Genomic DNA, 25,776 nt, shown 5'->3' with positions numbered 1-25,776 from the left:
GGGCCGCGGGTATCCTGTGAACGCACACGGAAGGAGCGTGCTCCATGCCGGTCTACCTCGACCACGCGGCGACGACGCCCATCCTGCCCGCGGCGCTCGCCGCGTTCACCGAGGCGCTCGCCACGGTGGGCAACCCGTCGTCGATCCACAGCGCCGGGCAGCACGCGAAGATGCTGCTCGAGGACGGCCGCGCGGCCGTCGCCCGGTCGCTCGACGCCGAGCCGGTCGAGGTCGTGTTCACCTCCGGCGGCACCGAGAGCATCAACCTCGCGCTCAAGGGCCTGTACTGGGCCCGGCAGCAGGACCGCCCCCGGCCGCGGATCGTCGTGCCCGCTGGCGAGCACCACGCCACCGTCGACACGGTCGAGTGGCTCGAGCGCCACGAGGGCGCCGTCGTCGACGTGGTCCCGCTGGACGCGCAGGGTCGCGTCGACGTGGCCGGTCTGGAGGCGCGGCTCGCCGACGCCTCGGACGTCGCGCTGGTCACGTTCCTCTGGGCGAACAACGAGGTCGGGACCTTGCAGCCGGTCACCCGGATCGTCGCGGCCGCGCACGCCGCCGGCGTGCCCGTGCACAGTGACGCTGTCGCCGCCTACGGGCAGGTGCCGGTCTCCTTCGCGGCCTCCGGCCTCGACGCGCTCAGCGTGTCGGCGCACAAGATCGGCGGGCCGGTCGGCATCGGTGCACTGGTGCTCGGCCGCCGTGCGACCGTCGAGCCGCTCATCCACGGCGGGGGCCAGCAGCGGCAGGTCCGCAGCGGCACGCTGGACGCCCCCGCCGCATCGGCCTTCGGGGTGGCCGCCGCGGCCGGCCTGCACGACGCCTCGGCGCTGCGCGACCGACTCGTCGCCGGGGTGCTCGAGGCGGTGCCCTCGGCCGTGCTCATGGGCGACCCCGTCGACCGGCTGCCGGGCAACGCCCACTTCACCTTCCCCGGGTGCGAGGGGGACTCGCTGCTGTTCCTGCTCGACGCGGCCGGGGTCGCGGTGTCGACCGGGTCGGCGTGCCAGGCCGGCGTCCCCGAGGCCTCGCACGTGCTCCTCGGCATGGGCCTGACCGAGGACGAGGCACGCGGTGCGCTCCGCATCACGCTCGGGCACACCTCGACCGACGCCGACGTCGACGCCTTCCTCGCCGCGCTGCCCGACGCGGTCGCACGGGCGAGCCGAGCGGGCATGGCGTCGCGCGCGCCGTCGCTCGGGCGGTGACCCCGCGGCGGGGCGACCGCGCTGGCGGGTGACCGACGAGGCGGGCGTGCACCGCGCCTCCAGGCCGTCGGTCGGTCGGCTGCGCACGACGTGCGCCGCTAGGATCGGTGACCATGGTCGAACTTGACTTCACCGAGCAGCTGTCCGCCCTCCGCGAGACCTTCGGCAACATCCGCTCGGTCGTCGACGTCGACCGGCTGCAGCGCGAGATCGCCGAGCTGAGCGAGCAGGCTGGTGCCCAGGACCTCTGGGACGACGTCGAGCACGCGCAGCAGGTGACCAGCGCGCTCTCGCACAAGCAGGCCGAACTGCGGAAGATCACCGACACCGAGCAGCGCATCGACGACCTCGAGGTCCTGGTCGAGATGGCCAACGAGGCCGACGACGCCGACTCCGCGGCCGAGGCGCAGGACGAGCTCAAGGCGATCCAGAAGACCATGGGCGACCTCGAGGTGCAGACGCTCCTCGACGGCGAGTACGACGAGCGCCCCGCGGTGATCACGATCCGCGCCGGTGCGGGCGGTGTCGACGCCGCGGACTTCGCCGAGATGCTCCTCCGCATGTACCTGCGCTACGCCGAGCAGCACGGCTACAAGACCACCGTCATGGACACGTCCTACGCCGAAGAGGCGGGCATCAAGTCGGCGACCTTCGAGGTCGACGCGCCCTACGCCTTCGGCACGCTCTCGGTCGAGGCCGGCACGCACCGCCTCGTCCGCATGTCGCCGTTCGGTGCCGCGGGCAAGCGGCAGACGTCCTTCGCCGCGGTCGAGGTCATCCCGCTGATGCCGGAGACCGAGGCCATCGACATCCCCGAGAACGAGATCCGCGTCGACGTGTTCCGCTCGTCCGGCCCCGGTGGGCAGTCCGTCAACACGACCGACTCCGCCGTCCGCCTGACCCACCTGCCGACCGGCACCGTGGTGTCGATGCAGAACGAGAAGTCGCAGATCCAGAACCGCGCCGCCGCGATGCGCGTGCTGCAGTCGCGCCTGCTGCTCCTGAAGAAGGAGGAGGAGAACGCGAAGAAGAAGGAGCTCGCCGGCAACATCACGGCGAGCTGGGGCGACCAGATCCGCTCGTACGTCCTCGCGCCGTACCAGATGGTCAAGGACCTCCGCAGCGAGCACGAGGTCAACAACCCGTCCTCGGTGTTCGACGGCGACCTGGACGGCTTCATCAACGCGGGCATCCGCTGGCGCAAGCAGGGCGACGATTCCTGAGCGTCCTCGCGGCGGAGTCGAGCCGCGCGCCTCGGTTGACTTCCGGCCGGGCCGACCTACCCTGATCCGGTCATGATCAAATTCGACCAGGTCACCAAGGTCTACTCGGGCAACCCGAGTCCCGCGCTCGACGACCTCTCCCTCGAGATCCTCAAGGGTGAGTTCGTCTTCCTCGTCGGCGCGTCCGGCTCCGGCAAGTCGAGCTTCCTGCGCCTCGTGCTCAAGGAGGAGAAGCCGACCCGCGGGCAGATCCACGTGCTCGGCCAGCGGCTCGGCGCCCTGTCGTCGCGCAAGGTCCCGTACTTCCGCCGCAACCTCGGTGTGGTCTTCCAGGACTTCCGGCTCCTGCCGAACAAGAACGTCTTCGACAACGTCGCGTTCTCGCTCCAGGTGATCGGCAAGAGCAAGGGCTTCATCAGCGAGGCCGTCACCGACGTGCTCAAGCTCGTCGGTCTCGCTGGCAAGGCGACCCGCATGCCGCACGAGCTCTCCGGCGGTGAGCAGCAGCGCGTGGCGATCGCCCGCGCCGTCGTCAACAAGCCGGCGATCCTGCTGGCCGACGAGCCCACCGGCAACCTCGACCCGACCACCTCGGCCGGCATCATGGCGCTCCTCGAACGCATCAACCAGGGAGGCACCACCGTGCTCATGGCGACGCACGACGCCAGCATCGTGAACCAGATGCAGCGGCGGGTCATCGAGCTCTCGAACGGCAGCGTCCTGCGCGACGAGCAGTCCGGCGGGTACCAGACCCAGGCGCTCCCGATCCAGCGCGGCTCGGGCGTCTCGAACACGACCGGCATCCAGACGATCCCGGGGCTCATCCGATGAGGCTCGGGCTCGTCGTGTCCGAGGTCGGCTCGGGCCTGCGACGCAACGCGTCGATGGTGGTCTCGGTCGTCCTGGTGACCTTCATCTCGCTCACCTTCGTCGGCACGGCGATCCTGCTCCAGATGCAGATCAACCAGATGAAGGGGTACTGGTACGACCGGGCGCAGGTCGCGGTCTACCTGTGCACCGACACCGACACCACCGGGAACTGCACCGGCGCCAAGGCCACCGAGGACCAGCGCGAGCAGGTCCAGGCGCAGCTCGACTCGTCCACCCTCAAGCCGTACATCGAGAAGACGTACTACGAGGACCAGGACCAGGCGTTCACCCGGTTCAAGGAGCAGTTCAAGGACTCGCCGGCGACCGAGTTCGTGAAGCCGGAGTACCTCAACGAGACCTTCTGGGTGAACCTGAAGAACCCGTCGCAGGCGGACGTCCTCGTCGAGAGCCTGTCGAAGGTCGCCGGCGTGCAGAGCGTGGTGGACCAGCGCGGGTACCTCCAGCCGATCTTCAACCTGCTCAACGCCTCGTCCTACACGGCGATCGGCATCGCGTCGCTCATGCTCGTCGCCGCCGTGCTGCTCATCGCGACGACGATCCGACTGTCCGCGTTCAGTCGTCGACGAGAGCTCGGCATCATGCGCCTGGTCGGTGCGTCGAACCGGTTCATCCAGACCCCGTTCGTGCTCGAGGGCGTGATCGCCGCGGCGATCGGTGCCGTCCTGGCGGGCGGGGCCATCACCGCCGTGGTGTGGTTCTTCGTGCGGAACTACCTGGCGCAGCGCTTCTCCGGCACGGCGTTCATCGGCATGGGGGACGCGGCCGTGGTCGTACCCGCGGTGATCGTGATCGGTGTGCTGCTCGCCGGGGTCTCGGCGCTCATCGCGATCCGTCGGTACCTGCGCGTCTGACCCCGCCGGGCCTGCCCGTCCGGCGACCTGCGCGGGACTCCACGGGCTGAGCGACAGCTCACGGGTGCTGTCCGGCGTGGAGTGTCGCTCAGCCTGTGAAGTCGTACGTCGCGACGGACCTCGGCGCGCCGGGAAGGTGCGCCGCGGCCGTCGTGTTCACTAGGCTGTAGGGCTGCGCAGCAGCACCGGGGACCGTTCCCGGTCACCGAAGGGAGTCACCATGGCGAAGGAACGCGGCGAGAAGATCGTGGCGACCAACCGTCGCGCGCGCCACGACTACCTCATCGAGGACACGTACGAGGCGGGCATGGTGCTGTCCGGCACCGAGGTGAAGTCCCTCCGCGAGGGGCGTGCATCGCTCGTCGACGGGTACGCCTTCATCGACGGCGGCGAAGCGTGGCTCGACTCCGTGCACATCCCCGAGTACACCGAGGGCACGTGGAACAACCACGCGCCCCGGCGGAAGCGCAAGTTGCTCCTGCACAAGCAGCAGATCGTGAAGATCTCGCACAAGACGGCGCAGGGCGGGTACACGCTCGTCCCGATGAAGATCTACTTCCACGACGGTCGGGCGAAGGTCGAGATCGCGGTCGCGAAGGGCAAGCGCGAGTTCGACAAGCGCCAAGCCCTGCGCGAGAAGACCGACAAGCGCGAGGCCGAGCGTGCCATGCGCTCGCGCAACCGCATGGGGGAGTGAGCCCGGGGAGTGAGCCCACGGCGAACGCCGCTGGCATCGTCCAGCGGACCCCGCTAGGCTGGGGTACCGCTCCTCCCGAGGAGCATTGGCAACTCAACAGCGTGACAGCGGCTCGCACGTCACGGCCCGTACGGGGATGATCGGTTTCGACATTGCCTGTGTGCCGACGGGAAGCGGGCCGAGGACCCACGGTCATCTCGTGAACGATCCGTGGAAAACAACAAGTGCCAATTCCAAGCGCACTGACTTCGCTCTCGCTGCGTAAGCAGCCCAGCACATGAAGTCCGTCGGCCAGGTGACCGTCCCCTAACCTGATCCCGGCGTCATCCAGAGGACTTGCTGCACGGTTGCGCCTCAGGGCCGTGCGGGACTTGCACTGAGACTGGGCCCGTCGTCCTAGAAGCCGGTAGCAAAGGACGGGGCCGAGCAGAACGACTCATCCGGATACGCCCGTAGAAGACGTCGAATTGCAGCGATGGACGGGGGTTCGATTCCCCCCATCTCCACCAACGCCGTGCCGTCGAGCCGCTGTCATGCTGATCACCGAGGTCGCCACCTGAACGCCCCGTTGTCGTCCCCTGGACGTCGACGGGGCGTTCGTCGTGCGCGGAGCAGGCGAGGACTACTGTCCGGGCCAGGCACGGGGCTCGCTCGTGTCGGTCCCGAACGAGAGGTCTGCGCGTGGTGCAGGAGATCGCGATCCGAGTCCGTCTACGAGAGCAGGTCCGTCTGCGATTGACGGAGTACGAGCGGATCGTCGGGTCCGTCGCGACCGTCGCCGCCGTGGTCGCCTGGCTGCCCACGCCGGACGCCCGACTCGTCGTGCGGGGTCGCGGTGCCGAGCCCGTGCGGCTCGAGACGGTGTCCTACGGCGGGGTGTTCGAGATGCTCGTCGTGCTCGATCAGCGCTCGGCAGCCGTCGAGCGTGCGGCGTCAGCGGTGGCGGCGCTCATCGCCTCGGTGCGGGACGAGCGCGTCGAGGACGACGTCGCGGGAGTCGCCGGTGAGCTCGACCGTCTCGATCGCTCGGCGCCTCGTGGCCGTTCGGCGGTGGAGCGGGCGCTGCGCGGCTTCCTCGAGGGTGCCCGGGCCGACGTGTTCGCACGGAGGACCACGACGCGGGTGCGTGCCGCCCAGGCGCTGCTGCGCCTCGCCGAGGACGGGGCGGAGCTCGTGGTCGAGCGGGTGGAGGACGCGTTCGTCCCGGTGATGGAGGAGCAGGAGGTCGACGTGCTGGCGGACACCGGTACCGCGGTGGTCGTGGAGCCCGTCGACGGCCTCGGCCCCGCCGGCGTGCGTGCGCCCCGTGCGGAGGACGAGGACGAGTCCGTCGTCGAGCAGCCCACGAAGCAGGACACGAGCAAGAAGAAGGACAAGAAGAAGAAGGGCAAGAAGAAGTCCGACAAGAAGAAGGACAAGAAGAAGAAGGACAAGAAGAAGTCGGGCGGTAAGAAGTCCGACAAGAAGGACAAGAAGAAGTAAGTCCGCGAGGGAGGGCGTCAGAAGTCGAAGAGGTTGGCGCGCAGACCCCCGCCGCCGTACTCCCGGCGCAGCAGCCCCCGACGGCGCAGCACCGGGACGAGGTCGCCCGTCATCCGGTAGACCTGCGCCGGGTGCAGGTCCCCGGACAGGATGAACCCGTCGTTGTCCGCGTCCGCGCCGAGCTCCTCGACGAAGTCCGCGAACTCCTCGGCCGTGCCGACGAAGCCCTCGTGTGCGCTGATCCGCCCGAGCCGGGCCTTCCGCGTCAACAGCTCGCGCAGGGGTGCGTCCGGCGTGTCACCGACCAGCCCCCGGATCGTCCCGGCGGACACGTGGTCGCCGAACGTGCCCGCGGGGATCGGCGCGTCGAGGTCGAGCGCGAGCAGGTCCGTCTCCGAGTCGCTCGACCACGCGACCGCCGCCGCTCGGAGGTCGCCGTCGGACGGGTGTCGTGACGCCGTGACGATGCGGTCGGCCTCGTCGACGGACGGCACGAGCACGGGCTTGAGGACGAAGAGCACCCGCAGGTCGTCCGCGCTCCGCCCGGCGTCGGCGGCGGCGGTCAGCACCCGTGACCGGTACGTGCGCACCGCCTCGGCCGTCAGCGGCGCCAGGGCGAGCTGCACGTCCGAGTGCGTCCCCGCGAAGCCGAGCCCGCGCCCGGATCCGCCGGGGGAGACCACGACCGGGTCGGAGTGGAGCGGCAGGGCGTTGAGCGGCCCGTCCGCGGTGAAGTACGCGCCCTCGTGGTGGAACGCGTCGAGGGCGTCCCCGTCGGCGAAGTGCCAGTCGGACGGGTCGCCGACGTAGCCCTCGCCCCACGAGCGCCACAGCCGTCGGAGCAGCGTGATCCACTCCTCGGCGCGGTCGTAGGCGGCGTCGTGCGGCAGCGGCGCCGCCCCGACGTGCCGTGCACTGCCGGTGTCGGTCACGACGTTGAGCCCGAACCGGTCCGACGACAGGTGCGCGAGCGTCGCGGCCTGCCGTGCGGCCAGGTACGGCGGTGTGATGCCTGCGTTCACCGTCGGCGCGATGCCGATGTGCTCCGTCACGGCGAACAGGTAGGGCGCGAGCAGCAGCGGGTCGTGCTTCGGGCCGCCGTACGCCTGCCGGATCCGTAGGTCCAGGGTCGCCGGACTGCCGAGCGAGATCGCGTCCTCGGCGATGACGAGGTCCATCCCAGCCTGCTCGAGCGCCCGGACGGACTGCTGGTACAGGTCCGGCTTCGTCCAGTCGAGGCCCCAGTCCCAGTCGGCGCGACCCCAGGCCTGCGGCCCGAACCCGCGCGAGAAGAAGTACCCGAAGTGCTGCAGGTCGCCCACCGTCAGACCTCCTGCGCGACGACGTGGACCTGCTGGACGGTGTGAGTGAGCACGGTGGCCTCCGTGGCGGAGGTGGGCCGTGCCTCCCGGCCGACGCCGTCCGGTCCGACCGCCGCGCGGACCGCTGCCAGACCGCGTTCCACGTCGGCGAGCAGGTCGGCCACGTCCTCGATGCCGACGGACAGGCGGACCAGGCCGTCGCCGATGCCGAGCTCGGCCCGCTCGGTCGCGGTGCGGCCGGCGTGGGTGGTGGTCGCGGGGTGCAGCACGAGCGAGCGGACGTCACCCAGGTGGGTCATCCGGCTGAACAGCTGTACCGCGTCGATGAACGCACGGGCGGCCGGCTCGCCGCCGGCGAGGGTGAAGGCGAAGACGGAGCCGGCTCCTCGGGGCAGGTAGCGCTGGGCGAGGTCGTGGTACGGACTGGAGGCGAGACCCGCGTGGTCGACGCTGGTCACCTCCGGCTGGCGCTCCAGGAAGGACGCCACGGCGAGCGCGTTCTCGACGTGGCGCTCCACGCGGAGCGACAGCGTCTCGATGCCCTGGCGCAGCAGGAAGGCGTTGAACGGCGACGGCGACGGACCGATGCGTGCGGCGACGACGTCGCGGGCGAACACGACGAACGCCCGGTTGCCGTACCGCTCGACGTAGCTCTGTCCGCCGAGGGCGCGGTCCGGGGTGGTCAGGTGCGGGAACCGCTCCGGCGTGCGGCCCCAGTCGAAGCGGCCGCCGTCGACCACGAGCCCGCCGAGGCCGGCGCCGTGCCCGGACAGGAACTTCGACGCGGAGTGCACCACGACGTCCGCGCCGTGCTCGATCGGACGCACGAGGTACGGCGTCGCCAGGGTGTTGTCGACGACGAGCGGCACGCCCGCACGGTGCGCGGTGTCGGCGACGCCCTGGATGTCGAGCACGTCGTTCTTGGGGTTCGGGATCGTCTCGGCGAAGAAGGCCTTCGTGTTCGGGCGCACCGCGGCGGCCCACGCGTCGAGGTCGCGCTGGTCGGCGATGAAGTCCACCTCGATGCCGAGTCGCGCCAGGTTCTGCAGGAGCAGCCCCTTCGTGCCCTCGTAGATGCTCCGCGCGCTGACGACGTGGTCGCCGGCCTGCAGGAGCCCGAGGAGCGCCACCGTGACCGCTGCCTGGCCGCTGCCGACGAGGATCGCCTCGGCGCTCCGTTCGAGCAGGGCGACCCGGCGCTCGACGTCGGCGTTCGTCGGGTTGCCGAGGCGCGTGTACGTGTAGCCGTCGTCGGTGCCGGCGAAGCGCTCGCGTGCCTGGTCGAAGTCGTCGAAGAGGAAGCCCGAGGTCATGTGGATCGCGGGCACCCGTGCGCCGTGCGCGGTGTCGGGCAGGAACCCGCCGTGCACCTGTTCCGTGGCGAAGCCGTGGCCGTCGTCCGACATGGGGTCCTCCTGCTGTGTCCGTCGTGCGGGTACTCTCGCAGGTCGGCCCGGCCCGCGGGGCATTGCAACGTCGGGTTACGGTCCGCCGGCACCCGTCGGCGCGGTGTCCCTCTCGGCGCTGGGCCGGTGTGCGACGTGACGCGTGTCGATCGACGCGTGCGACGTCGGATCGTGCGCCTGCATCGAGTGCGTCCGCATCGTTCGACATCGCTCCTGTCGATCGACGCGTGCGATGTCGCGGAAGCGCGACCCGCCCGGCGTGCCGCGCCCGTCGTGCAGCGCCCGACGTCAGAACAGCGCGCGCACCCCGGCGGCGACGGTGTCCCACGTGGCGAGCAGCGGCTCCCGGGCGAGCCACACGACGAACCCGTTGACGACCACGAACAGCACGAACCACAGCACCGGCGGCACCCGCATCTCGGCTGCGGCGATGTGGAAGTCGGTCTGCACCCGTGCGCCGGTGAGCAGCCAGCGCGCGACGTGCACGAGGGACCGGAGCCCGTCGACGACGAACGCCGCACCCACCGCCGCGACGACCAGCACGGTGGCCTCCGACGGACGGACGGCCACCCAGAGCGCGAGCGCGTCGAAGCCGACCACGACGAGCAGCCCGAACCAGTTCCGCACGAACGCGAGGGCCACGAGCCCGACCACGGCGAGCACGGCCACGGGCAGCCACCGCGACCCGTGCAGCACCCCGGTGACGAGCAGCACGCCGGCCCACACCGGCGCGCTGTACCCGGCGAACAGGTTGAGCACGCGCACGAGCCAGCGGATCGTCCCGGGCACGCGCCCGAGCCGGACCCAGGCCTCGCCGGAGCCGTCGGGGTGCAGGTCGATCCGCTCGATCCGTCCACCGAAGGGCACGACGACGACGCAGTGGCCGACCTCGTGCACGATCGTGGCCGCGATCCGGGCGACGCGTCCGACCAGGGGCACGAACGGCAGGACGACGCCCACCAGGACGGCGACGAAGACGAGGGGCGGGGCTGCTGCGGTCAAGCCGACAGGATGACAGCACCGGCCAAGAGGAGCCTGACCGCCGCGGGGGTCGGCTGCGACCCGGTCAGCGGACGGCGTCCACGGCGACGAGCACCACCACGACGACCGTCGCGACGACGGCGAGCCCGGTCAGGACGGCGAGGAACACCGTCACCCGGCTGCGCTGCGTGTGCCTGGCCATCCGACCGCCGTCGACCCCACCGGGACGCGGGGCTTGTCGACCGCGCAGCCGAGCTGCACGGCGAGCTCCCGGGCGAGCATCTGCAGGGGCACGACCGCTTCGATCGGTCCCCAGGGCGCGACGGACCGTCCCCACGCGAGGTCGGTCGCCTCCGCGCGCCCGGCGATCACCGGCAGGTCGGAGCCGGCCCCGCCGATCGTGACGACGAACCCGCCGCGGGCACGCACCTCGGACACGGCGGCCGTGATCCGTGGGTCCCCGTGGTCGACCACCACGACCGGGGTGCCCTCGTCCACGAGCGCGAGCGGCCCGTGCCCGAGCTCGCCGACCGCGCAGGACCGTGCCCACCGGTACGCGAGCTCCTCCACCTTCAACGCGCCCTCCGCCGCGTACGGCAACCCGGGTCCGCGACCGACGAACAGGGACCCGGGAGCGTCGCGCACCATCGCGGCGAGCAGCGGGACACGCTCGGCCGCGACCACGGCGGCCGCCGCCATCCGCTCGGGCAGCTCCGAGAGCTCGTCGACCAGGGCGGCGGCGCGGGTCGGCTCGAGCCTGCCCGAGGCGACCAGGGCGGACACGACCGCGGTCACGCCGACGACCACCTGCGCGGTGAAGCTCTTCGTCGCGGCGAGCCCGCCCTCGGGCCCGGCGTGGCAGTCGAGCACGGCGTCGGCCCGGCGTGCGAGCGACGAGTGGACGTCGTTGGTCAGGGCCAGCACCGGGAAGCGGTCGTCGAGCCGGTCCAGTGCACGCAGGACGTCCGCGGTCTCCCCGGACTGGCTGATGGCGACGACGAGGGTCCCCGGACCGAGGACGACCTGGTCCACCTCGCTGGCGGCGACGACGTCGGTGGGCACCCCGCCGAGGGTGCGCGCGGTGCCCGCGACGACCTGCCCGGCGTGGAGCGAGCTGCCGCAGGCGACGACGGCGAGCCGCTCGAACGCCGGGAGCCCGAGACCGGTCCAGGTGCTGCCGTCCGCGGTGCGGTGCCGGACGCGGTGGAGGACGTCGGCGACGACCCCCGGCTGCTCCGCGATCTCCTTCGCCGTGTGGTCCGGGTGGTCCCCGAGGTCGACGTCGAGTGCGTTCGCGGCGAACGGCGCCGCGGTGGGGAAGGGCACGGGCACGGCGATGCCCTCCGACGACCAGCTCCACGCCTCGCCCAGCTCCACGACGTCACCGTCCCGCAGCGGCACGAAGGTCTCGCACCACGCCGCGATCGTGCCGACGTCGCTCGCGACGAAGTCACCGCGGGCCGAGCGCGCCACGACGAGCGGCGAGCGGTGGGCGGCAGCGACCATGCGGCCGTCGCGGGCGTCCAGCACGACGATCGCCCACGAACCGCGGAGCTGCGCGGTGGCGATCTGCACCGCGAGCACCAGGTCCGGGTCCACCCGCAGTGCCCGCTCGACGAGGTGCCCGATCACCTCGGAGTCCACCTCGGAGCGGAACACGTGCCCCTGCTGTTCGAGTGTGGTCCGCAGGGTCGCCGCGTTGTCGATCGTCCCGTTGTGCACGACGCTGATCCGCCCCGAGCAGTCGGTGTGCGGGTGCGCGTTCTCCTCGCGCACGGTCCCGCAGGTCGCCCAGCGGGTGTGCCCGATCCCGACCCCCGTCGCGGCGTCCGCGGGCGCGCCCGCTGCCGCACGCGCCGCGAGGTCCGCCCGCAGGTCCGCGACGCGGGACACCGACCGGACCGTGGCGATGCGGCCCGCGGCGGTCCGCACCGCGACCCCCACGGAGTCGTACCCGCGGTACTCGAGCCGCTCGAGTCCGTCGAGCAGGAAGGGGGTCACGTCGTCGCTCACGCGGGCCGCGATGATGCCGCACATACGGTGTCCGTTCGGGTGGGGGACCGGCCGTCAGCCGGGGGCGCGGCACCGACCGCCGCCGGGTCTGCCGCGGGTCCGGGGCCGTCGACCGGTCGTGCCCACCCGCGGATCAGGCGGGGGCGGGCACGGTCGGTCGGCGGGTCGGGTACCGGACGGTCGGGGGTCGCGGACGGGCCCTCCCGGGGAGGGCACGGCGGTCGGTGCACCACGAGCCTCGTCCCGTGGCACCGCCGCGACAACACCGGGGACCGCCTCTTGCGGTTCACCGCGCGAGCGGTGCGACCCGCCCGCCGACGGGTGCGGACTCGCGCAAGGCGCCCCGGTGTCCGAGCACGGGGACGACGGGACGGGAGGCCCGGTACCAGCCGGTACCGGGCCTCCCGTCCCGTGGGGTGGTCGCCGAGCGACCGCGGACCGCGCGATCAGGTGAGCAGCGCCACCAGGTGCGAGCGCGAGCGCGCACCCACCTTGCGGTAGATCTGCGTGAGCCGGAGCTCGACCGTGCGCTGCGACATGAACAGCGACGAGGCGATCTCGCGGTTCCGGTAGCCCTCGGTCACCTTCTGCACGACGGCCCGCTCCTCGGCGGTGAGCTGGGTGAGCACCACCGACGCGTCCGGCGCACTCCGCGGGGAGCCCGGGACCGGAGCGGACAGCACCGGGCCGGACCGCAGCGACGTCGGCACGCCGAAGGCGGGCATGACGGCCGTCGGGGCGGGCGTCGCGAGCGGACGCCGGAGGCCCGCCGCCTCGTACGCGGCAGCCGCTGCGGCAGCCAGTCGGGGCCGCTCGGTGTCCGTGCCCACCGCCGCCAGCGCGGCGAACGTGCGAGCGCGCTCGTACTGCGAGTCGTGCGGCTGGAACAGCTCGAGCGCGCGACGACGCGCCGTCTCGCGGGTGGCGTCGTCGGCGACGAGCGCCAGGCTCCGCGCGAGCACGAGCGCACCCCAGCGGGACGGCCGGGCGTGGTGGTCCGCCGCGAGGCGGGCGGTCGCGTTCCGTGCGTCGTCGATCCGACCGAGGCGTACGTAGCCCTCGACCATGTCGCCGAGGTGCCGGAGCACGGTCGGGTTGCGGAGCGACCGCCCCACGGCGTCCGCCGCCTCGAGCGCGGTCACCGCCTCGTCCACCCGGCCGTCGAGCAGCAGGACGCGTCCGCGCAGCGCGTGCAGCCGGGCGGTGGTGCCCCAGAGCAGCACCGTCGAGCGGAGCGCCAGGCAGCGGTCGACCACCTCGAGTGCCTCGTGCGTGCGGCCCTCGGCGAAGTGCCGCCACGCGACCGCCACCGCCCGGGACGGCTCGCGCAGCCGCTGCGCCGAGAGGGCACTCCCCGCCTCCCAGGCGTCGATCGCGCGCAGGGCCTGCCGGAAGTTGCCGGAGCGGAGCTCGTTCTCGGCGGACAGGTAGCGGGCACCCTCGACCCAGACGGCCTCGGTGTCCTGCCCGCGGGCGACGACGAGTGCGAAGACGCGACGCGAGCTCCGGTACCGCTCGGCGATGCTCAGGGCGTGTGCCACGAGCAGGAGCGCCGGGTCGGACATCGCCATCAGCCGCGCCGTCGCGAGCCCGTCGTAGAGCTCGGTGTCGGCGGGCAGCGACCCGTCGAGCGCGGCGACCAGGCACTGCACGGCGCCGGCGATCTCCGCGGTGCGCGGGGTGATCACCGGACCGAGCTGCTCGACGCGGGCGAGCAGGTCACGGGCCTGCTCCAGGTCCCACGTCTCCGCCCGGAAGCTCGCGACCATCGCCAGGAGCCCGGCGGTGGCGGGGGCTTCGGGTGCCTCCGCCTCCACGGGCACGAGGAGCTCGTCGGCGTGCACGGTCTCGCCGCGCAGGTACTGCACCGAGTACAGGACCCGCAGGCGCCGGACCTCGTCCGACGCGCGCCGGAAGGGACGCATCGCGGTGAGGTACCGCGCGGCGAGCCCCAGCAGGCGCTGGGCGAACAGGGCCTCCGTGACGGCCAGCAGTGCCGCTCGTTCGTCCTCGCCGCCGGAACCGACGTGCAGGGCACGCTCGGCCAGGGCCACCGCGGCGTGCGGCGCCCCGTCGGTGACGTAGCCCGCGGCGGCGTCGAGCAGCGCGACCACGTCGGGGACGTCGTCGACGAAGCTGCGGTGCCACGCGGCGGCACGCGGGTCCGCGTCGGCGCTCGCCGCGGCGAGCTCCCGGTGCAGGGCGCGGCGCGTCCGCGCCGACATCCGCCAGTACAGGGCCGAGCGGAGCAGGGGGTCGCGGACCGCGACGGTCTGCCCGCGTACGGCGACGAGTCCGGCGTCGGCGAGGTCGTCGACGGCGTCGCGGTCCCAGCCGGCGATCCGCGCCACGGGGACGAGGGCGAGGCGCGCGAGGACGTCCAGACCACGCCCCGCGTCGGTGTCCGTGCCGGCGTCGTCGGTGCCCTCGACGGTGTCGAGCGACAGGGCCGCGAGAGCCTCCGTCGTGGCGGTCGGGCGCAACGGCAGCACGAGCGGCTCGGTGCCGGCCAGCTGGGCGTGCGAGAGCGCGTCGAACTGCTCGCGGAGCGCGCCGGGGTTGCCGCCCGTCGCGTCAGCGAGGATCGCGAGCACACCGTCGTTCGCGCCCTCCGGCGCCATCGAGCGGGCGAGCGCCAGGGACTCGTCGACCGTGAGCGGCTCGAGCCGCAGCACCGGGAGCGCCGCGAGCGGCCCGTCCGACGGGACGGTCCGGACCGTCGCGACCAGGCGCAGTGCCGTGCCCGCGAGACGACCCGCGAGGAACGCGATGAGCTCCTGGCTCTCGACGTCCATCCGGTCGAGGTCGTCGATCAGGACGACCGTCGGCGGCAGGGTCAGGGTCTGCACGGCCTCGAGGAAGTCGTGCGCCGCGGCCAGACCGCTCGTCGCGCCGCCGGCCTGCAGCAGGTGCGCGATGTGGGCGGTGGCCCGCGGGTCGTCGAGTGCGGTGAACAGGGAGGTCACGCCGGCCAGTGGCCAACGGGACTCGCTCCCGTTGACCCCGACCCGCACGACGGGGAGGGGGACGCGGTCCGCGACCGCGCCGAGGACGCTGCTGCGCCCGGAACCAGGGTCGCCGACGACGACCATCGCGGACTCACGAGGGAGTGCTGCGAGGGTCGCGATCCGGTCGACCTCGAGACGGCGACCGGTGAGTGCCATGACTCACCGGCCTCCGGGTCCGGAGGCGAGGACTGCGGAGGACGTCCGGTCGGCAGCGCGGCGGGTGACCACGGCGACGGACGGGATCCGGACGGCGTCACGGGCAGGGGCCGTGGCGACGGACGGACGCGAGGCGGCGACGGAGCGCACGCCAGGGCTGTCGGTGAGATAGCGCGGACGACGAGTGAGGGTGCACTCGGTTCCGCCTGGGAACGATGAAGTCATCGTCTGGACCACCCCTCGGGTCAGGGTTTTCGGACGAGTAATGGACGACTGGCCCGACACGGGCCGGGTCTAGGGAACCCGGTGCGCCAGATCAGCCGTGAGCACGATAACCCGGCCATCGGACGCGTCGGGAGGGCCGTCAGCAGAGTGTCCGACTCGCCTGGCCCCAGTCCGGGGGGTCACCGCCCCCGTCCGGGGGTCCGACGCCGGGGTGTCGGCCTCGCCCAGGGGACAAGCGGGGTACACCGCCCGGACGGTCCGACACCCGGGCGGCCCTGTTCGGGCTACGAGCGACGGATGACGTCGACCACGGCGTCGTGCACGAGGCCGTTCGTGGCGAGCGCGCTGCCGTGCCACGGGCCCGGGTCGCCGTCGAGGGAGGTGAAGCGACCACCGGCCTCCTCGACGATCGGCACGAGGGCCGCGATGTCCCACGGCTTCAGGTCCGGTTCGCCAGCGACGTCGAGGACCCCCTCGGCGACGAGCATGTACGACCACATGTCGCCGTACGCGCGGGTGCGCCAGACCTTCCGCGACAGCGCGACGAGGGTGTCGAGCCGGTCGTCCTCGTCCCACTGCTGGATGCTGTTGTAGCTCAGGCTGGCGTCGGACAGCGCCGCGACACCGGAGACCCGCAGGGGACCGTCCGTGGAGTGTGCGCCGAGGCCCTCGGCGGCCCACCACCGCTTGCCGAGCGCCGGGGCGCTGACCACGCCGAGCACCGGGCGGCCGTCGACGGCCAGGGCGATGAGCGTCGCCCAGACCGGGACGCCGCGCAGGTAGTTCGCGGTCCCGTCGATCGGGTCCACGACCCACTGACGGTGTCCCTCGCTCAGGGCGTCCGCGCCGGTGTCCGCCGTCGTCTCCTCGCCGAGGAACGCGTCGTCCGGGCGCTCGGTCGCCAGGCGCTCGCGCAGCGCTCGTTCGACCGCCTGGTCGGCGTCGGTGACGTGCGTGCTGTCGGCCTTCGTCGTGACGTGCAGGTCGGCGGCGCGGAACCGTTCGAGGCTGATCGCGTCGGCGGTGTCGGCGAGGGAGCGGGCGAAGTCCAGGTCGGCGCTGAGGTCCACGGAGGTCAGGGTAGCGCCCTACGCGGCGACGACCTGCTCCTCCTCGGAGCGCGAGACCGCGCGTTCCCGGGCGATGCGCGTGCGGCGCCCGGCGAGCCCGTGCACGAGGACGCCGAGCAGCACCGCGACGACGAGCCACAGCACGAGCACGACCACCGATCGGGTCAGCGACGCCTCGGGGAAGTACACGAGGTCCTGCGCGGCGCCGAGCCACGCGGCGCCGCTCCAGAACGTGTTGAGCGCCGCGAAGAAGCCGGGCTGGAACGACGGCTGGAAGATCCCGCCGGAGCTCGTGAAGTTGAGCATGACGAAGAGCATGGTGAGGATCGGGGTGGTCCACCGGCCGAGCAGCGGGTGCAGGCCGACGCCGAGGGCCACGATGACCGCGTCGTACAGCCACGCGAACAGGAAGACCTGCCACCGGTGGTCCGGGATGACGCCGTAGAGCGGTCCGGCGACCAGGATCCCGATGCCGGCGACGACCCCGGCCGTGACCGCGCCGACGACGACCGTCCAGAGCGCGCGGAGCTTCGCGGCCGCCGCGGCGACGGCGATCGCCGAGGCGTACCCGCCGACGCTCAGGCCGACGAGCAGGAAGAAGAGCCCCTGGCCGGTGGGGTCCTCGTCGCCGGTGGGGACGACGTCGTGCACGCTGAACGGCAGGTGCTGCTCGAACGCGATCGGCAGGAACACCTTCTGCGCTGCCGTCGCGGTGGTCTCGCTCGCAGCCGTGGAGACGTAGAGCACCGCACCGTCGGTCCCGGGGGCGTACACGGCGGCGAGGTCGCGGTCCCGCACCTGCTGTTCTGCCTCGTCCGTCGACCCGACCACGTGCGCGACCAGCTTGCCGTCCGAGCCGTCGGTGACCGTCTGGGCGAACACCTGGGCGCTCGGACCCTGGCCGACGATGCCGACGGGCAGCTCGTGCGGGGTCGGGGCGTGGAAGGCGCCGAGGTAGGCCAGGCTCATCCCGACCGCGAGGAACAGCGGGACGAGGATGTGCGATCCGAAGGAGCGCAGCGTCCGACCGAGGTGCTCGGGGCGCAGGACCGTCGCCGCGAGCGCAACCGGACGGGTGCTCCGCTGGAGGTGCAGCGCTGCGTGGTCCCCGTGGTGGACCGGTTCCGGACGGGCTGTGTTGTGTTCTGCAACTTCGGGCACGAGGACCAACGGTACACCCGCGTGCACCGAGCCGGCACCGCTGCGCACGGCAGCGCGACCGGGCCGAGCGGTCGGCCCGGTGTCGGGCTGCTCAGTCCGCGCCGGGGTCGTCCGCACCCATGCCGGTGAGCAGTGCTCGGAAGGAGTCGAGCCGCTCGACGCCGGTCGGCCCGAGCTCCCCGTCGTGCACCCGGTCGACGATCTCCCAGTCGTGCGCCTGGGAGAGCGGGATGCCGTCCGCGGGCTCGCGCACCGCGACGGCGTGGGCGGCGAAGGCCCGGAAGACGTTCTCGGGCTGCACGTGGCCGAGTCCGAACGACCGCACGCCCGGGGTGTCGATGATCCAGCCGCCGTCGCGGACGCGCAGCGCGATCGACGACGACGAGGTGTGCCGCCCGCGGCCCGTCACCGCGTTCACGACGCCGGTGGCGCGGGTGGACCCGGTGATGGCGTTCACGAGCGTCGACTTCCCGACGCCCGAGTGGCCGACGGTGACGGTGACCTGGTCGTCGAGCACCTCGTGCAGCGCGTCGAAGGGCACGTCGTCGGACCGGCTCGTGACGATCCGCAGGTCCAGGCAGGCGAAGTGCGCGAGGAACGGTGTCGGGTCGGCGAGGTCGGTCTTCGTGATGCAGAGCACCGGGTCGAGTCCGGCGTCGAACGCTGCGACGAGGTACCGGTCGATGAGCCGCGGGCGCGGTTCCGGGTCGGCGGCGGCGACGACGATCAGCATCTGGTCGGCGTTCGCCACGATCACGCGCTCGACCTCGTCGCTGTCGTCGGCGCTCCGCCGCAGCAGGGTCGACCGCTCGGCGACCTTGACGATGCGCGCGAGCGAGCCGGCGTCGCCCGAGACGTCGCCGGCGAGGGACACGTGGTCGCCGGTGACGACCGACTTCTTGCCGAGCTCCCGGGCCTTCGTCGCGGTGATGACCCGCTCGTCGTCCTGTCCGGCGGACACCAGCACGCCGAAGCGCCCGCGGTCGACGTTGGTCACCCAGCCCACGGGCGCGCCGTCGTAGCTCGGACGGGTCTTCGTGCGGGGCCGGTTCCCCTTCGGGTTCGGTCGGATCCGCACCTTCGACTCGTACTGCCCGTACGGCTCGTCCTCGTCGCCGTCGTCCCCGTCGACGTCGTCCCACCAGCTCACGACGTCACGCTCCCGTCGGACGGAGCACCGTCCGTGTCGGCGCCCGGGTCCGAGCCGGTCGCCACGAGGTCCGCCCAGAGCTCGGGGAACTGCGGCAGCGTCTTCGCGGTGCAGCCGACGTCGTCGACGGCGACGCCGTCGACGACGAGGCCCACGAGGGCGCCCGCGGTCGCCATCCGGTGGTCGTCGTACGCGGCCCAGCCACCCCCGTGGAGCGGCGCCGGCGTGATCCGCAGGCCGTCGTCGAGCTCCTGCACCGAGCCTCCCGACCGGTTCACGTCCGCCGCCAACGCGGCCAGGCGGTCCGTCTCGTGGCCCCGCAGGTGGCCGATCCCGGTGATCTCGCTCGGGCCGTCGGCCAGGGCCGACAGCGCGACGAGCGCCGGTGCGAGCTCGCCACCGCGCGTCAGGTCGAGGGTGACACCCGGCAGGGAGGCTCCACCCGCCACCCCGACGCCGCCGTCGAACACCAGGTCGTCGCCGTCCCGCGTGACGGTCGCTCCCCACAGGGGCAGGAGCGTCTCGAGGTCGGCACCCACCTGCGTGGTGTCGGTCGGCCAGGTGCGGATCCGGACGGTACCGCCCGCGACCAGCGCGGCCGCCGCGAAGGGTGCGGCGTTCGACAGGTCGGGCTCGATCACGACGTCACGCGCGGCGATCGGGCCCGGCTGCACGACCCACTCGCCGAGCGACGGCTGGTCCACCCGGACCCCGCGTGCACGGAGCGCCGCGACCGTCATGTCGATGTGCGGCAGGCTCGGCAGGCGGTCGCCGACGTGGGTGAGGTGCAGGCCCTCGTCGAAGCGCGGGGCGGAGAGCAGCAGCCCGGAGACGAACTGCGACGACGCCGACGCGTCGATCTCGAGCCGACCCCCGCGGACCGCGCCGGTGCCGGTGAAGGAGAAGGGCATGGCACCGTCGCCGTCGTCCGTCACGTCCACGCCGAGGTCCACGAGCGCGCGGATGATCGCGCCCATCGGGCGCTTCCGGGCGTAGGGGTCGCCGTCGACGGTCACCGGGCCGGTGGCGAGCGCCGCGAGCGGCGGCAGGAAGCGCATCACGGTGCCCGCCAGGCCGCAGTCGACGGCGACGTCGCCGTGCATCGGTGCGGGCGTGATGCGCAGGTCCGGGCCGTAGGGGTTCGGTGCCGCGCCGTCCGCGGGGTCCACCTCGTCGATCCCGACCCCGAGCTGGCGGAGCGCCGCGACCATCAGCGCGGAGTCGCGGGAGTGCAGGGGGAGCCGGATGGTCGAGGGGCCGTCCGCCAGTGCCGCGAGCACGAGCTCCCGGTTCGTCAACGACTTGGAACCGGGCAGGGCGACGTCGCCGCGCAGGGGCCCGCGGGCGAGGGGGGCGATCCAGGGACCGGGCTGCTGGGAATGCGTCGACTCTGCCATCGGTTCACCAGGGTACTGAACGCACCGGGAGGACCATTGGCGACAGTCACACTCGAACGCAACCGGACGGCGCTGCCGGCCGTGCGGACGACGATCGGCCTCGGCCTAGACTCGTCCGTGATGACGACCGACGAACCGCAGGCAGCACCGCACGACCTGGTCGAGGAGACCGAGGCGCAGCTCGACGCGGTGTCCGGGGAAGCGGACGCCCTCGAGCCCGAGCCCGCCGACGAGAAGACCGTCTCCGAGGCCGAGCTGCGGTCGCTGTTCGAGGACCAGGCGCTCCCGTTCATGGACCAGCTGTACGGCGCCGCGATGCGGATGACCCGCAACCCGGCCGACGCGTCGGACCTCGTCCAGGAGACCTTCGTCAAGGCGTACGCGGCGTTCCGACAGTTCCGGCAGGGCACGAACCTCAAGGCGTGGCTCTACCGCATCCTGACGAACACGTTCATCAACACGTACCGCAAGAACCAGCGGAACCCGTACCAGGGCACGATCGACGAGCTCGAGGACTGGCAGCTCGGCGGCGCCGAGAGCGTCACGCAGTCCGTCTCCGCGCGTTCCGCCGAGGCCGACGCGATCGACCACCTGCCGTCCTCCGCCGTGAAGGACGCGCTCCAGTCGATCCCCGAGGACTTCCGGATGGCCGTGTACTTCGCGGACGTCGAGGGCTTCTCCTACCAGGAGATCGCCGACATCATGAAGACCCCCGTGGGGACGGTCATGAGCCGTCTCCACCGTGGTCGCCGGCTCCTCCGGGGGCTCCTGGCCGACCACGCACGCGAGACCGGCATCGTCCCGGACGCAGCGTCGACGGCGACGATGCGCGGGCGGGGCCGGGGCACGACTGCGGCCGCTGGTCGCACCGACGGGAAGGACGCACGATGAGCGGCTGCGACTGCTCGAAGGCCAAGGCCGAGCTCGAGGAGTTCCTGCACGACGAGCTCTGCCGCGAGGACGCCGCGGACATCCGCGAGCACATGGAGTCCTGCGAGGACTGCACGAGCGAGCACCGGGTGGGCGTCGTCCTCATGGAGACGGTGAAGCGTGCCTGCGCCGAGACCGCGCCGGAGCAGCTCCGGACGGAGATCCTGGCGCGCATCCGCGTGGAGCAGTCGACGCACTGACGTCCGGGTCGGCGGCGCGTCGTCACACGACGCCCGTCCTGGGTAGGGTCGCCCCATGACCCTCACCGCCGAGTCGATCACCACCTGGTCCGACACGGACGTCGCCGACGTCACCGCCCTCGTCCGTCTGCTCGGGCACGTCGTCGACGAGCCCGCGATGCGGGCCCGACTGGAGCGGCTGGTCCCCGAGGCCGGGCACCGCACGTGGCTGGTCCGCGGCGAGGACGGCCGTGCGGTGGCGGTTGCGGGCGCGCAGGTGACCTGGTCGTACGCGAGCGACGAGCCGACCGCGCAGCTCCTGCTGCTGGTCGTGGACCCGTCGGCCAGGAGGCACGGAACCGGTTCCGCGCTCATCGACGTGTTCGAGACGTGGGCCACCGAGCAAGGGGCCCACCGGCTCAGCGCGGTGTCGGCCGCGGCGACCGACAGTGCGCACCGCTTCTACCAGAAGCGCGGGTACCACGAGGCCGGCGTCCGCTACACGAAGCTCCGGTAGCCGCGCCCGCGCGCCGCGCCCGCGACCGGACGCGAGTTCGCGTTCCCGGACGACCGATGCGCCCCGGAGGACCGGGGCGCATCGTCCGTCAGGGGGTGCGTCGGGTCAGCCGAGCGCCTTCCGCACCACGTCGGCGGCCTCGCCCGCGGAGCGCTTCGACGAGCCCGTCGCCGGTGCGGCACTCGCCGGGCGGGAGGCCACGGAGAGCGGGCGGCCGTCGAGGTGCGGCGAGAGGTTCATGCAGACGAACGGCCAGGCGCCCTGGTTCTCCGGTTCCTCCTGCGCCCAGACGACCTCGGCCTGTGGGTAGCCCGCGAGCACCTGCAGCAGCTCCTCGAGGGGGAGCGGCGCGAGCTGCTCGAGCCGGACCAGGGCGACGTCGGTCGCACCGGACTTGTCGAGCTCGGCGCGGAGGTCGTGGTGCACCTTGCCCGAGTGCAGCACGACGCGGCGGACGGCGCCCTTGTCGGTCACGCGGTCGTCGTCGAGCACCTCGCGGAAGGACCCGCTGGTGAACGCCTCGACCGGGCTCGTCGCCTGGCGCAGACGCAGCATCGCCTTCGGCGTGAACACGACGAGCGGCTTCTGCGGGCGCGCCCACGCCTGGCGACGGAGCAGGTGGAACCACGACGCCGGGGTGGAGGGCCGCGCGACGATCATGTTGTCCTCGGCGCAGAGCTGCAGGTAGCGCTCGATGCGGGCCGACGAGTGGTCCGGCCCCTGGCCCTCGTAGCCGTGGGGGAGCAGGAGCACCAGTCCGGAGCGCTGGCCCCACTTCTGCTCGGCGGACGAGATGAACTCGTCGATGACGGTCTGTGCGCCGTTCGCGAAGTCGCCGAACTGCGCCTCCCAGAGCACGAGCGCCTCGGGACGCTCGACCGAGTAGCCGTACTCGAACGCCATCGCCGCGTACTCGCTGAGCAGCGAGTCGTAGATGTACAGGCGCGCCTGGTCCTCGGCGACGTTGGCGAGCGGCAGCCACTCCTGGCCGTTCACCCGGTCGTGGAAGACCGCCTGGCGCTGCACGAAGGTGCCGCGTCGGGCGTCCTGTCCGGCGAGTCGGACGGGCTTGCCCTCGACCAGCACGGACCCGATCGCCATGAGCTCCGCCATGGCCCAGTCGATGCCGCCGGAGCGGGTCATCTCGGTGCGCTTGGTGAGCAGCTGCTGCAGCTTCGGGTGGATCGAGAAGCCCGCGGGCGGGTTGCTGTGCGCGTCGCCGATGGCCCGGACGAGCTCCTCGGAGATCGCCGTGTCGTGCACCTCGACCTCGGCGTCGTCGCGCTGTGCGGTCGGGCGCTCGAGGCCGTCCACGGCGCCGTCGTCGTCCGTCGTGATGACGGGCATCGTGCCGGTCTGCGCCTCGTGGGTCTCGGCGAAGGCACGCTCGAGGCGGTCCTGGAAGTCGCGGTGCGCCTCGTCGTACTCCTCCTGCGTGATGTCGCCGCGGCCGACGAGTGCCTCGGTGTACAGGGTGCGGACGGAGCGCTTCGCCTCGATGAGGTTGTACATGAGCGGCTGGGTCATCGAGGGGTCGTCGCCCTCGTTGTGGCCGCGGCGGCGGTAGCAGACGAGGTCGATCACGACGTCGCGGTGGAACTCCTCGCGGTAGGCGAAGGCGAGCTCGGCGACGCGGGCGACGGCCTCGGGGTCGTCCCCGTTGACGTGGAAGATCGGCGCCTGGATCGTCTTCGCGACGTCGGTGGAGTAGACCGAGCTGCGCGCGGACTCGGGGGGCGTGGTGAAGCCGACCTGGTTGTTGATCACGAGGTGCACCGTGCCGCCCGTGCGGTAGCCGCGGAGCTGCGACATCTGCAGGGTCTCGACGACGACGCCCTGGCCGGCCATGGCCGCGTCACCGTGCACGAGCACCGGCAGCACGCCGAACGTGCCGGGCGGGGTGCGGTCCTGCTTGGCCCGGACGATGCCCTCGAGCACGCCGTCGACCGCCTCGAGGTGCGAGGGGTTCGCCGCGATCGTGACCGGGATGCTCGAGCCGTCCGACGCGCGGAACACGCCCTCGGTGCCGACGTGGTACTTCACGTCGCCGGAGCCCTGACCCGACACGGAGCCCGGCAGCGACGAGCCCTCGAACTCGCGGAAGATCTGTCCGTAGGTCTTGCCGGCGATGTTCGTCAGCACGTTGAGGCGGCCGCGGTGGGCCATGCCGATCGCGACCTCGTCGAGGCCGGCGCCGGCGGCGTGCTGGATGAGGGTGTCGAGGAACGCGATGGTCGACTCGCCGCCCTCGAGCGAGAAGCGCTTCTGGCCGACGTACTTCGTCTGCAGGAAGGTCTCGAACGCCTCGGCCTCGTTGAGCTTGCCGAGGACGCGGAGCTGCTCGTCCTTCGACGGCTTCGAGTACGGCACCTCGATGTGGCCCTGCACCCAGCGGCGCTGCTCCGGGTCCTGGATGTGCATGTACTCGACACCGACGGTGCGGCAGTACGCGTCACGCAGGATGCCCAGCACGTCGCGGAGCGGTGCCGTCGTGGTGCCGGCCAGGCCGCCGGTGACGAACTCGCGGTCGAGGTCCCAGAACGTCAGCCCGTGGTTCTCGAGCTCGAGGTCCGGGTGCGTGCGCTGCCGGTACTCGAGCGGGTCGATGTCCGCCATCAGGTGTCCGCGCACCCGGAAGCTGTTGATGAGCTCCTGCACGCGGGACGTCTTGTTGACGCGGTGGGCCAGGTCGACGTTGATGTCGTTCGCCCACTGGATCGGCTTGTAGGGGATGCGCAGCGCCGAGAAGATGCCCTCGTAGAAGCCGTGCTCGCCGATGAGCCGCTCGTGGACCTTCTTCAGGTACTCGCCCGAGCCGGCGCCCTGGATGACGCGGTGGTCGTAGGTGCTCGTCAGCGTGATGGTCTTGCCGACGCCGAGCTCCACCAGGGTCTTCGTCGCCGAGCCCTGGAACTGCGCCGGGTACTCGAGCGCGCCGGCGCCGATGATCGACCCCTGGCCCTTCGTCAGGCGCGGGACCGAGTGCACGGTCCCGATGCCGCCCGGGTTGGTCAGCGAGATCGTCGTGCCCTGGAAGTCCGCCGGCGTGAGCTTGTTGTCACGTGCGCGCTTGACGAGGTCCTCGTAGGCGGCGAGGAACTGGCCGAAGGTCAGGGTCTCGGCACGCTTGATGCTCGGGACGAGGAGCGAGCGGGTGCCGTCCTTCTTCGGGACGTCGATCGCGATGCCGAGGTTCACGTGCGCGGGCTCGACCACGAAGGGCTTGCCGTCGCGCTCCTCGTAGAAGACGTTCTGGCTCGGGAAGTCCTGCAGCGCCTGCACCATCGCCCACCCGATCAGGTGCGTGAAGGAGATCTTGCCGCCGCGGGCTCGACGCAGGTGGTTGTTGATGACGATGCGGTTGTCGATCATCAGCTTCGCCGGGATCGTCCGGACGCTGGTCGCCGTGGGGACCGTGAGCGAGGCGTCCATGTTCGAGGCGAGGGTCTTCGCCATGCCCCGGAGCGGGGTCGCCACGTCCTCGTGGGTCTCCTCGTGGTCGTCGGCCTGGTCGTTGGCCTCGGCCGGGATCGGCTGCGGGGTGGGCTGGCGCGAGGTCGTCTTCGCCTGGATCGGACCGCCCGACCTCGCCTCCGCCGGGGCGTCACCCGTGGCGGGCTGCTGCGTGGTCGACTGGCCCGACTGCGCCGGAGCGGGGGTCGACGACTGCGCGGGGACGGGGGAGCCGGAGGGGGCGGAGCCGGACGGGGCGGAGCCACCGGCGGCCGAGCCGGTCTGGGAGCGGTGGTAGCTCTCGAGCACGGGCCACCACGACTTGTCGACGGACTCCTTGTCGGCGACGAACTGCTCGTAGAGCTCGTCGACCAGCCACTCGTTCGCCCCGAATTCGCCCGCGGTCTCGTCCGTACCCGTCAGATGGCTCGACACAGCCGATCGCCCACTCTCCGT

Annotated in this window: 19 protein-coding genes and 1 other RNA gene; 10 read left to right on the top strand and 10 right to left on the bottom strand. The window is 72.3% G+C overall.

What is annotated here, in order from left to right:
• Nucleotides 1-44: 44 nt before the first annotated feature.
• The 7 genes from LCG91_RS09530 to LCG91_RS09500 all read left to right on the top strand — a co-directional run bounded on the left by LCG91_RS09530 (nt 45) and on the right by LCG91_RS09500 (nt 6,352).
• Nucleotides 45-1,208, top strand: coding sequence for a cysteine desulfurase family protein (locus LCG91_RS09530; protein WP_224441235.1), 1,164 nt, complete (start codon nt 45-47; stop codon nt 1,206-1,208).
• Nucleotides 1,209-1,321: 113 nt separating this feature from the next.
• Nucleotides 1,322-2,431: a peptide chain release factor 2 gene (prfB, locus tag LCG91_RS09525; protein WP_224441234.1), complete on the top strand. Its 1,110-nt coding sequence runs from the start codon at nt 1,322-1,324 to the stop codon at nt 2,429-2,431.
• 72 nt (nt 2,432-2,503) lie between these two features.
• A complete protein-coding gene (gene ftsE, locus LCG91_RS09520; RefSeq protein WP_058729501.1) occupies nt 2,504-3,262 on the top strand; it encodes a cell division ATP-binding protein FtsE in 759 nt (252 codons plus the stop codon).
• Nucleotides 3,259-4,173 (top strand): permease-like cell division protein FtsX, encoded by a 915-nt coding sequence (gene ftsX / locus LCG91_RS09515; RefSeq protein ID WP_224441233.1) that lies wholly within the window; start codon nt 3,259-3,261, stop codon nt 4,171-4,173. Before ftsE ends, ftsX begins: the two co-directional genes overlap by 4 nt.
• Nucleotides 4,174-4,393: 220 nt before the next feature.
• Entirely contained in the window at nt 4,394-4,870 is a 477-nt protein-coding gene (gene smpB / locus LCG91_RS09510) for an SsrA-binding protein SmpB (RefSeq protein ID WP_058729499.1), read from the top strand.
• A 132-nt stretch (nt 4,871-5,002) separates the two neighbouring features.
• Nucleotides 5,003-5,379: a transfer-messenger RNA gene (gene ssrA / locus LCG91_RS09505) on the top strand.
• 226 nt (nt 5,380-5,605) lie between these two features.
• Entirely contained in the window at nt 5,606-6,352 is a 747-nt protein-coding gene (locus LCG91_RS09500) for a hypothetical protein (RefSeq protein WP_224441232.1), read from the top strand.
• 17 nt (nt 6,353-6,369) lie between these two features.
• On the opposite strand, the gene LCG91_RS09495 is transcribed toward LCG91_RS09500, so the two are convergent.
• The 9 genes from LCG91_RS09495 to aroA all read right to left on the bottom strand — a co-directional run bounded on the left by LCG91_RS09495 (nt 6,370) and on the right by aroA (nt 20,241).
• Nucleotides 6,370-7,674, bottom strand: a complete 1,305-nt coding sequence (locus LCG91_RS09495) for an LLM class flavin-dependent oxidoreductase (protein ID WP_058729497.1) — start codon at nt 7,672-7,674, stop codon at nt 6,370-6,372.
• A 2-nt stretch (nt 7,675-7,676) separates the two neighbouring features.
• Nucleotides 7,677-9,080, bottom strand: a complete 1,404-nt coding sequence (locus LCG91_RS09490; RefSeq protein WP_224441231.1) for an O-acetylhomoserine aminocarboxypropyltransferase/cysteine synthase family protein — start codon at nt 9,078-9,080, stop codon at nt 7,677-7,679.
• 288 nt (nt 9,081-9,368) lie between these two features.
• Nucleotides 9,369-10,082: a M50 family metallopeptidase gene (locus tag LCG91_RS09485; protein ID WP_058729495.1), complete on the bottom strand. Its 714-nt coding sequence runs from the start codon at nt 10,080-10,082 to the stop codon at nt 9,369-9,371.
• Nucleotides 10,083-10,232: 150 nt separating this feature from the next.
• Nucleotides 10,233-12,098, bottom strand: a complete 1,866-nt coding sequence (gene glmS, locus LCG91_RS09480; protein WP_224441230.1) for a glutamine--fructose-6-phosphate transaminase (isomerizing) — start codon at nt 12,096-12,098, stop codon at nt 10,233-10,235.
• Between the two features lie 422 nt (nt 12,099-12,520).
• Entirely contained in the window at nt 12,521-15,238 is a 2,718-nt protein-coding gene (locus LCG91_RS09475; RefSeq protein ID WP_224441229.1) for an ATP-binding protein, read from the bottom strand.
• A gap of 509 nt (nt 15,239-15,747) precedes the next feature.
• Entirely contained in the window at nt 15,748-16,533 is a 786-nt protein-coding gene (locus LCG91_RS09470; protein WP_175415983.1) for an inositol monophosphatase family protein, read from the bottom strand.
• An 18-nt stretch (nt 16,534-16,551) separates the two neighbouring features.
• Nucleotides 16,552-17,694 (bottom strand): hypothetical protein, encoded by a 1,143-nt coding sequence (locus LCG91_RS09465; RefSeq protein ID WP_224441228.1) that lies wholly within the window; start codon nt 17,692-17,694, stop codon nt 16,552-16,554.
• Nucleotides 17,695-17,785: 91 nt separating this feature from the next.
• Nucleotides 17,786-18,844, bottom strand: a complete 1,059-nt coding sequence (gene rsgA, locus LCG91_RS09460) for a ribosome small subunit-dependent GTPase A (protein WP_224441227.1) — start codon at nt 18,842-18,844, stop codon at nt 17,786-17,788.
• Nucleotides 18,841-20,241 (bottom strand): 3-phosphoshikimate 1-carboxyvinyltransferase, encoded by a 1,401-nt coding sequence (aroA, locus tag LCG91_RS09455; RefSeq protein ID WP_224441226.1) that lies wholly within the window; start codon nt 20,239-20,241, stop codon nt 18,841-18,843. The genes rsgA and aroA overlap by 4 nt, the downstream gene beginning before the upstream one ends.
• 120 nt (nt 20,242-20,361) lie before the next feature.
• Between aroA and LCG91_RS09450 the strand changes: the two genes are divergently transcribed.
• Genes LCG91_RS09450 through LCG91_RS09440 form a run of 3 tightly spaced genes read left to right on the top strand, consistent with a single transcriptional unit; the run spans nt 20,362 to nt 21,867 of the window.
• Nucleotides 20,362-21,132: a sigma-70 family RNA polymerase sigma factor gene (locus LCG91_RS09450; protein ID WP_058750546.1), complete on the top strand. Its 771-nt coding sequence runs from the start codon at nt 20,362-20,364 to the stop codon at nt 21,130-21,132.
• The gene (locus LCG91_RS09445; RefSeq protein ID WP_058729987.1) at nt 21,129-21,371 is read left to right on the top strand and encodes a zf-HC2 domain-containing protein; all 243 of its coding nucleotides are present in this window, start codon (nt 21,129-21,131) and stop codon (nt 21,369-21,371) included. The genes LCG91_RS09450 and LCG91_RS09445 overlap by 4 nt, the downstream gene beginning before the upstream one ends.
• Before the next feature lie 55 nt (nt 21,372-21,426).
• Nucleotides 21,427-21,867 (top strand): GNAT family N-acetyltransferase, encoded by a 441-nt coding sequence (locus LCG91_RS09440; RefSeq protein WP_058729986.1) that lies wholly within the window; start codon nt 21,427-21,429, stop codon nt 21,865-21,867.
• A 105-nt stretch (nt 21,868-21,972) separates the two neighbouring features.
• Here the strand turns inward: LCG91_RS09440 and LCG91_RS09435 are convergent, their stop codons facing one another.
• On the bottom strand, nt 21,973-25,755 hold the full coding sequence (locus LCG91_RS09435; RefSeq protein WP_224441225.1) for a multifunctional oxoglutarate decarboxylase/oxoglutarate dehydrogenase thiamine pyrophosphate-binding subunit/dihydrolipoyllysine-residue succinyltransferase subunit: 3,783 nt from the start codon (nt 25,753-25,755) through the stop codon (nt 21,973-21,975).
• Nucleotides 25,756-25,776: the final 21 nt, after the last annotated feature.

The organism is Curtobacterium sp. TXMA1, assembly GCF_020162095.1.
In the GTDB taxonomy this organism is placed as follows: Bacteria; Actinomycetota; Actinomycetes; order Actinomycetales; family Microbacteriaceae; genus Curtobacterium.
This window is presented reverse-complemented; position numbering and strand designations above follow the sequence as displayed.

Bases quoted from the DNA above. Each gene is read 5' to 3' on its own strand.
- LCG91_RS09530 (WP_224441235.1), top strand. From the start codon at position 45: ATGCCGGTCTACCTCGACCACGCGGCGACGACGCCCATCCTGCCCGCG.
- prfB (WP_224441234.1), top strand. From the start codon at position 1,322: ATGGTCGAACTTGACTTCACCGAGCAGCTGTCCGCCCTCCGCGAGACC.
- ftsE (WP_058729501.1), top strand. From the start codon at position 2,504: ATGATCAAATTCGACCAGGTCACCAAGGTCTACTCGGGCAACCCGAGT.
- ftsX (WP_224441233.1), top strand. From the start codon at position 3,259: ATGAGGCTCGGGCTCGTCGTGTCCGAGGTCGGCTCGGGCCTGCGACGC.
- smpB (WP_058729499.1), top strand. From the start codon at position 4,394: ATGGCGAAGGAACGCGGCGAGAAGATCGTGGCGACCAACCGTCGCGCG.
- LCG91_RS09490 (WP_224441231.1), bottom strand. From the start codon at position 9,080: ATGTCGGACGACGGCCACGGCTTCGCCACGGAACAGGTGCACGGCGGG.
- glmS (WP_224441230.1), bottom strand. From the start codon at position 12,098: ATGTGCGGCATCATCGCGGCCCGCGTGAGCGACGACGTGACCCCCTTC.
- LCG91_RS09475 (WP_224441229.1), bottom strand. From the start codon at position 15,238: ATGGCACTCACCGGTCGCCGTCTCGAGGTCGACCGGATCGCGACCCTC.
- aroA (WP_224441226.1), bottom strand. From the start codon at position 20,241: ATGGCAGAGTCGACGCATTCCCAGCAGCCCGGTCCCTGGATCGCCCCC.
- LCG91_RS09450 (WP_058750546.1), top strand. From the start codon at position 20,362: ATGACGACCGACGAACCGCAGGCAGCACCGCACGACCTGGTCGAGGAG.
- LCG91_RS09445 (WP_058729987.1), top strand. From the start codon at position 21,129: ATGAGCGGCTGCGACTGCTCGAAGGCCAAGGCCGAGCTCGAGGAGTTC.
- LCG91_RS09440 (WP_058729986.1), top strand. From the start codon at position 21,427: ATGACCCTCACCGCCGAGTCGATCACCACCTGGTCCGACACGGACGTC.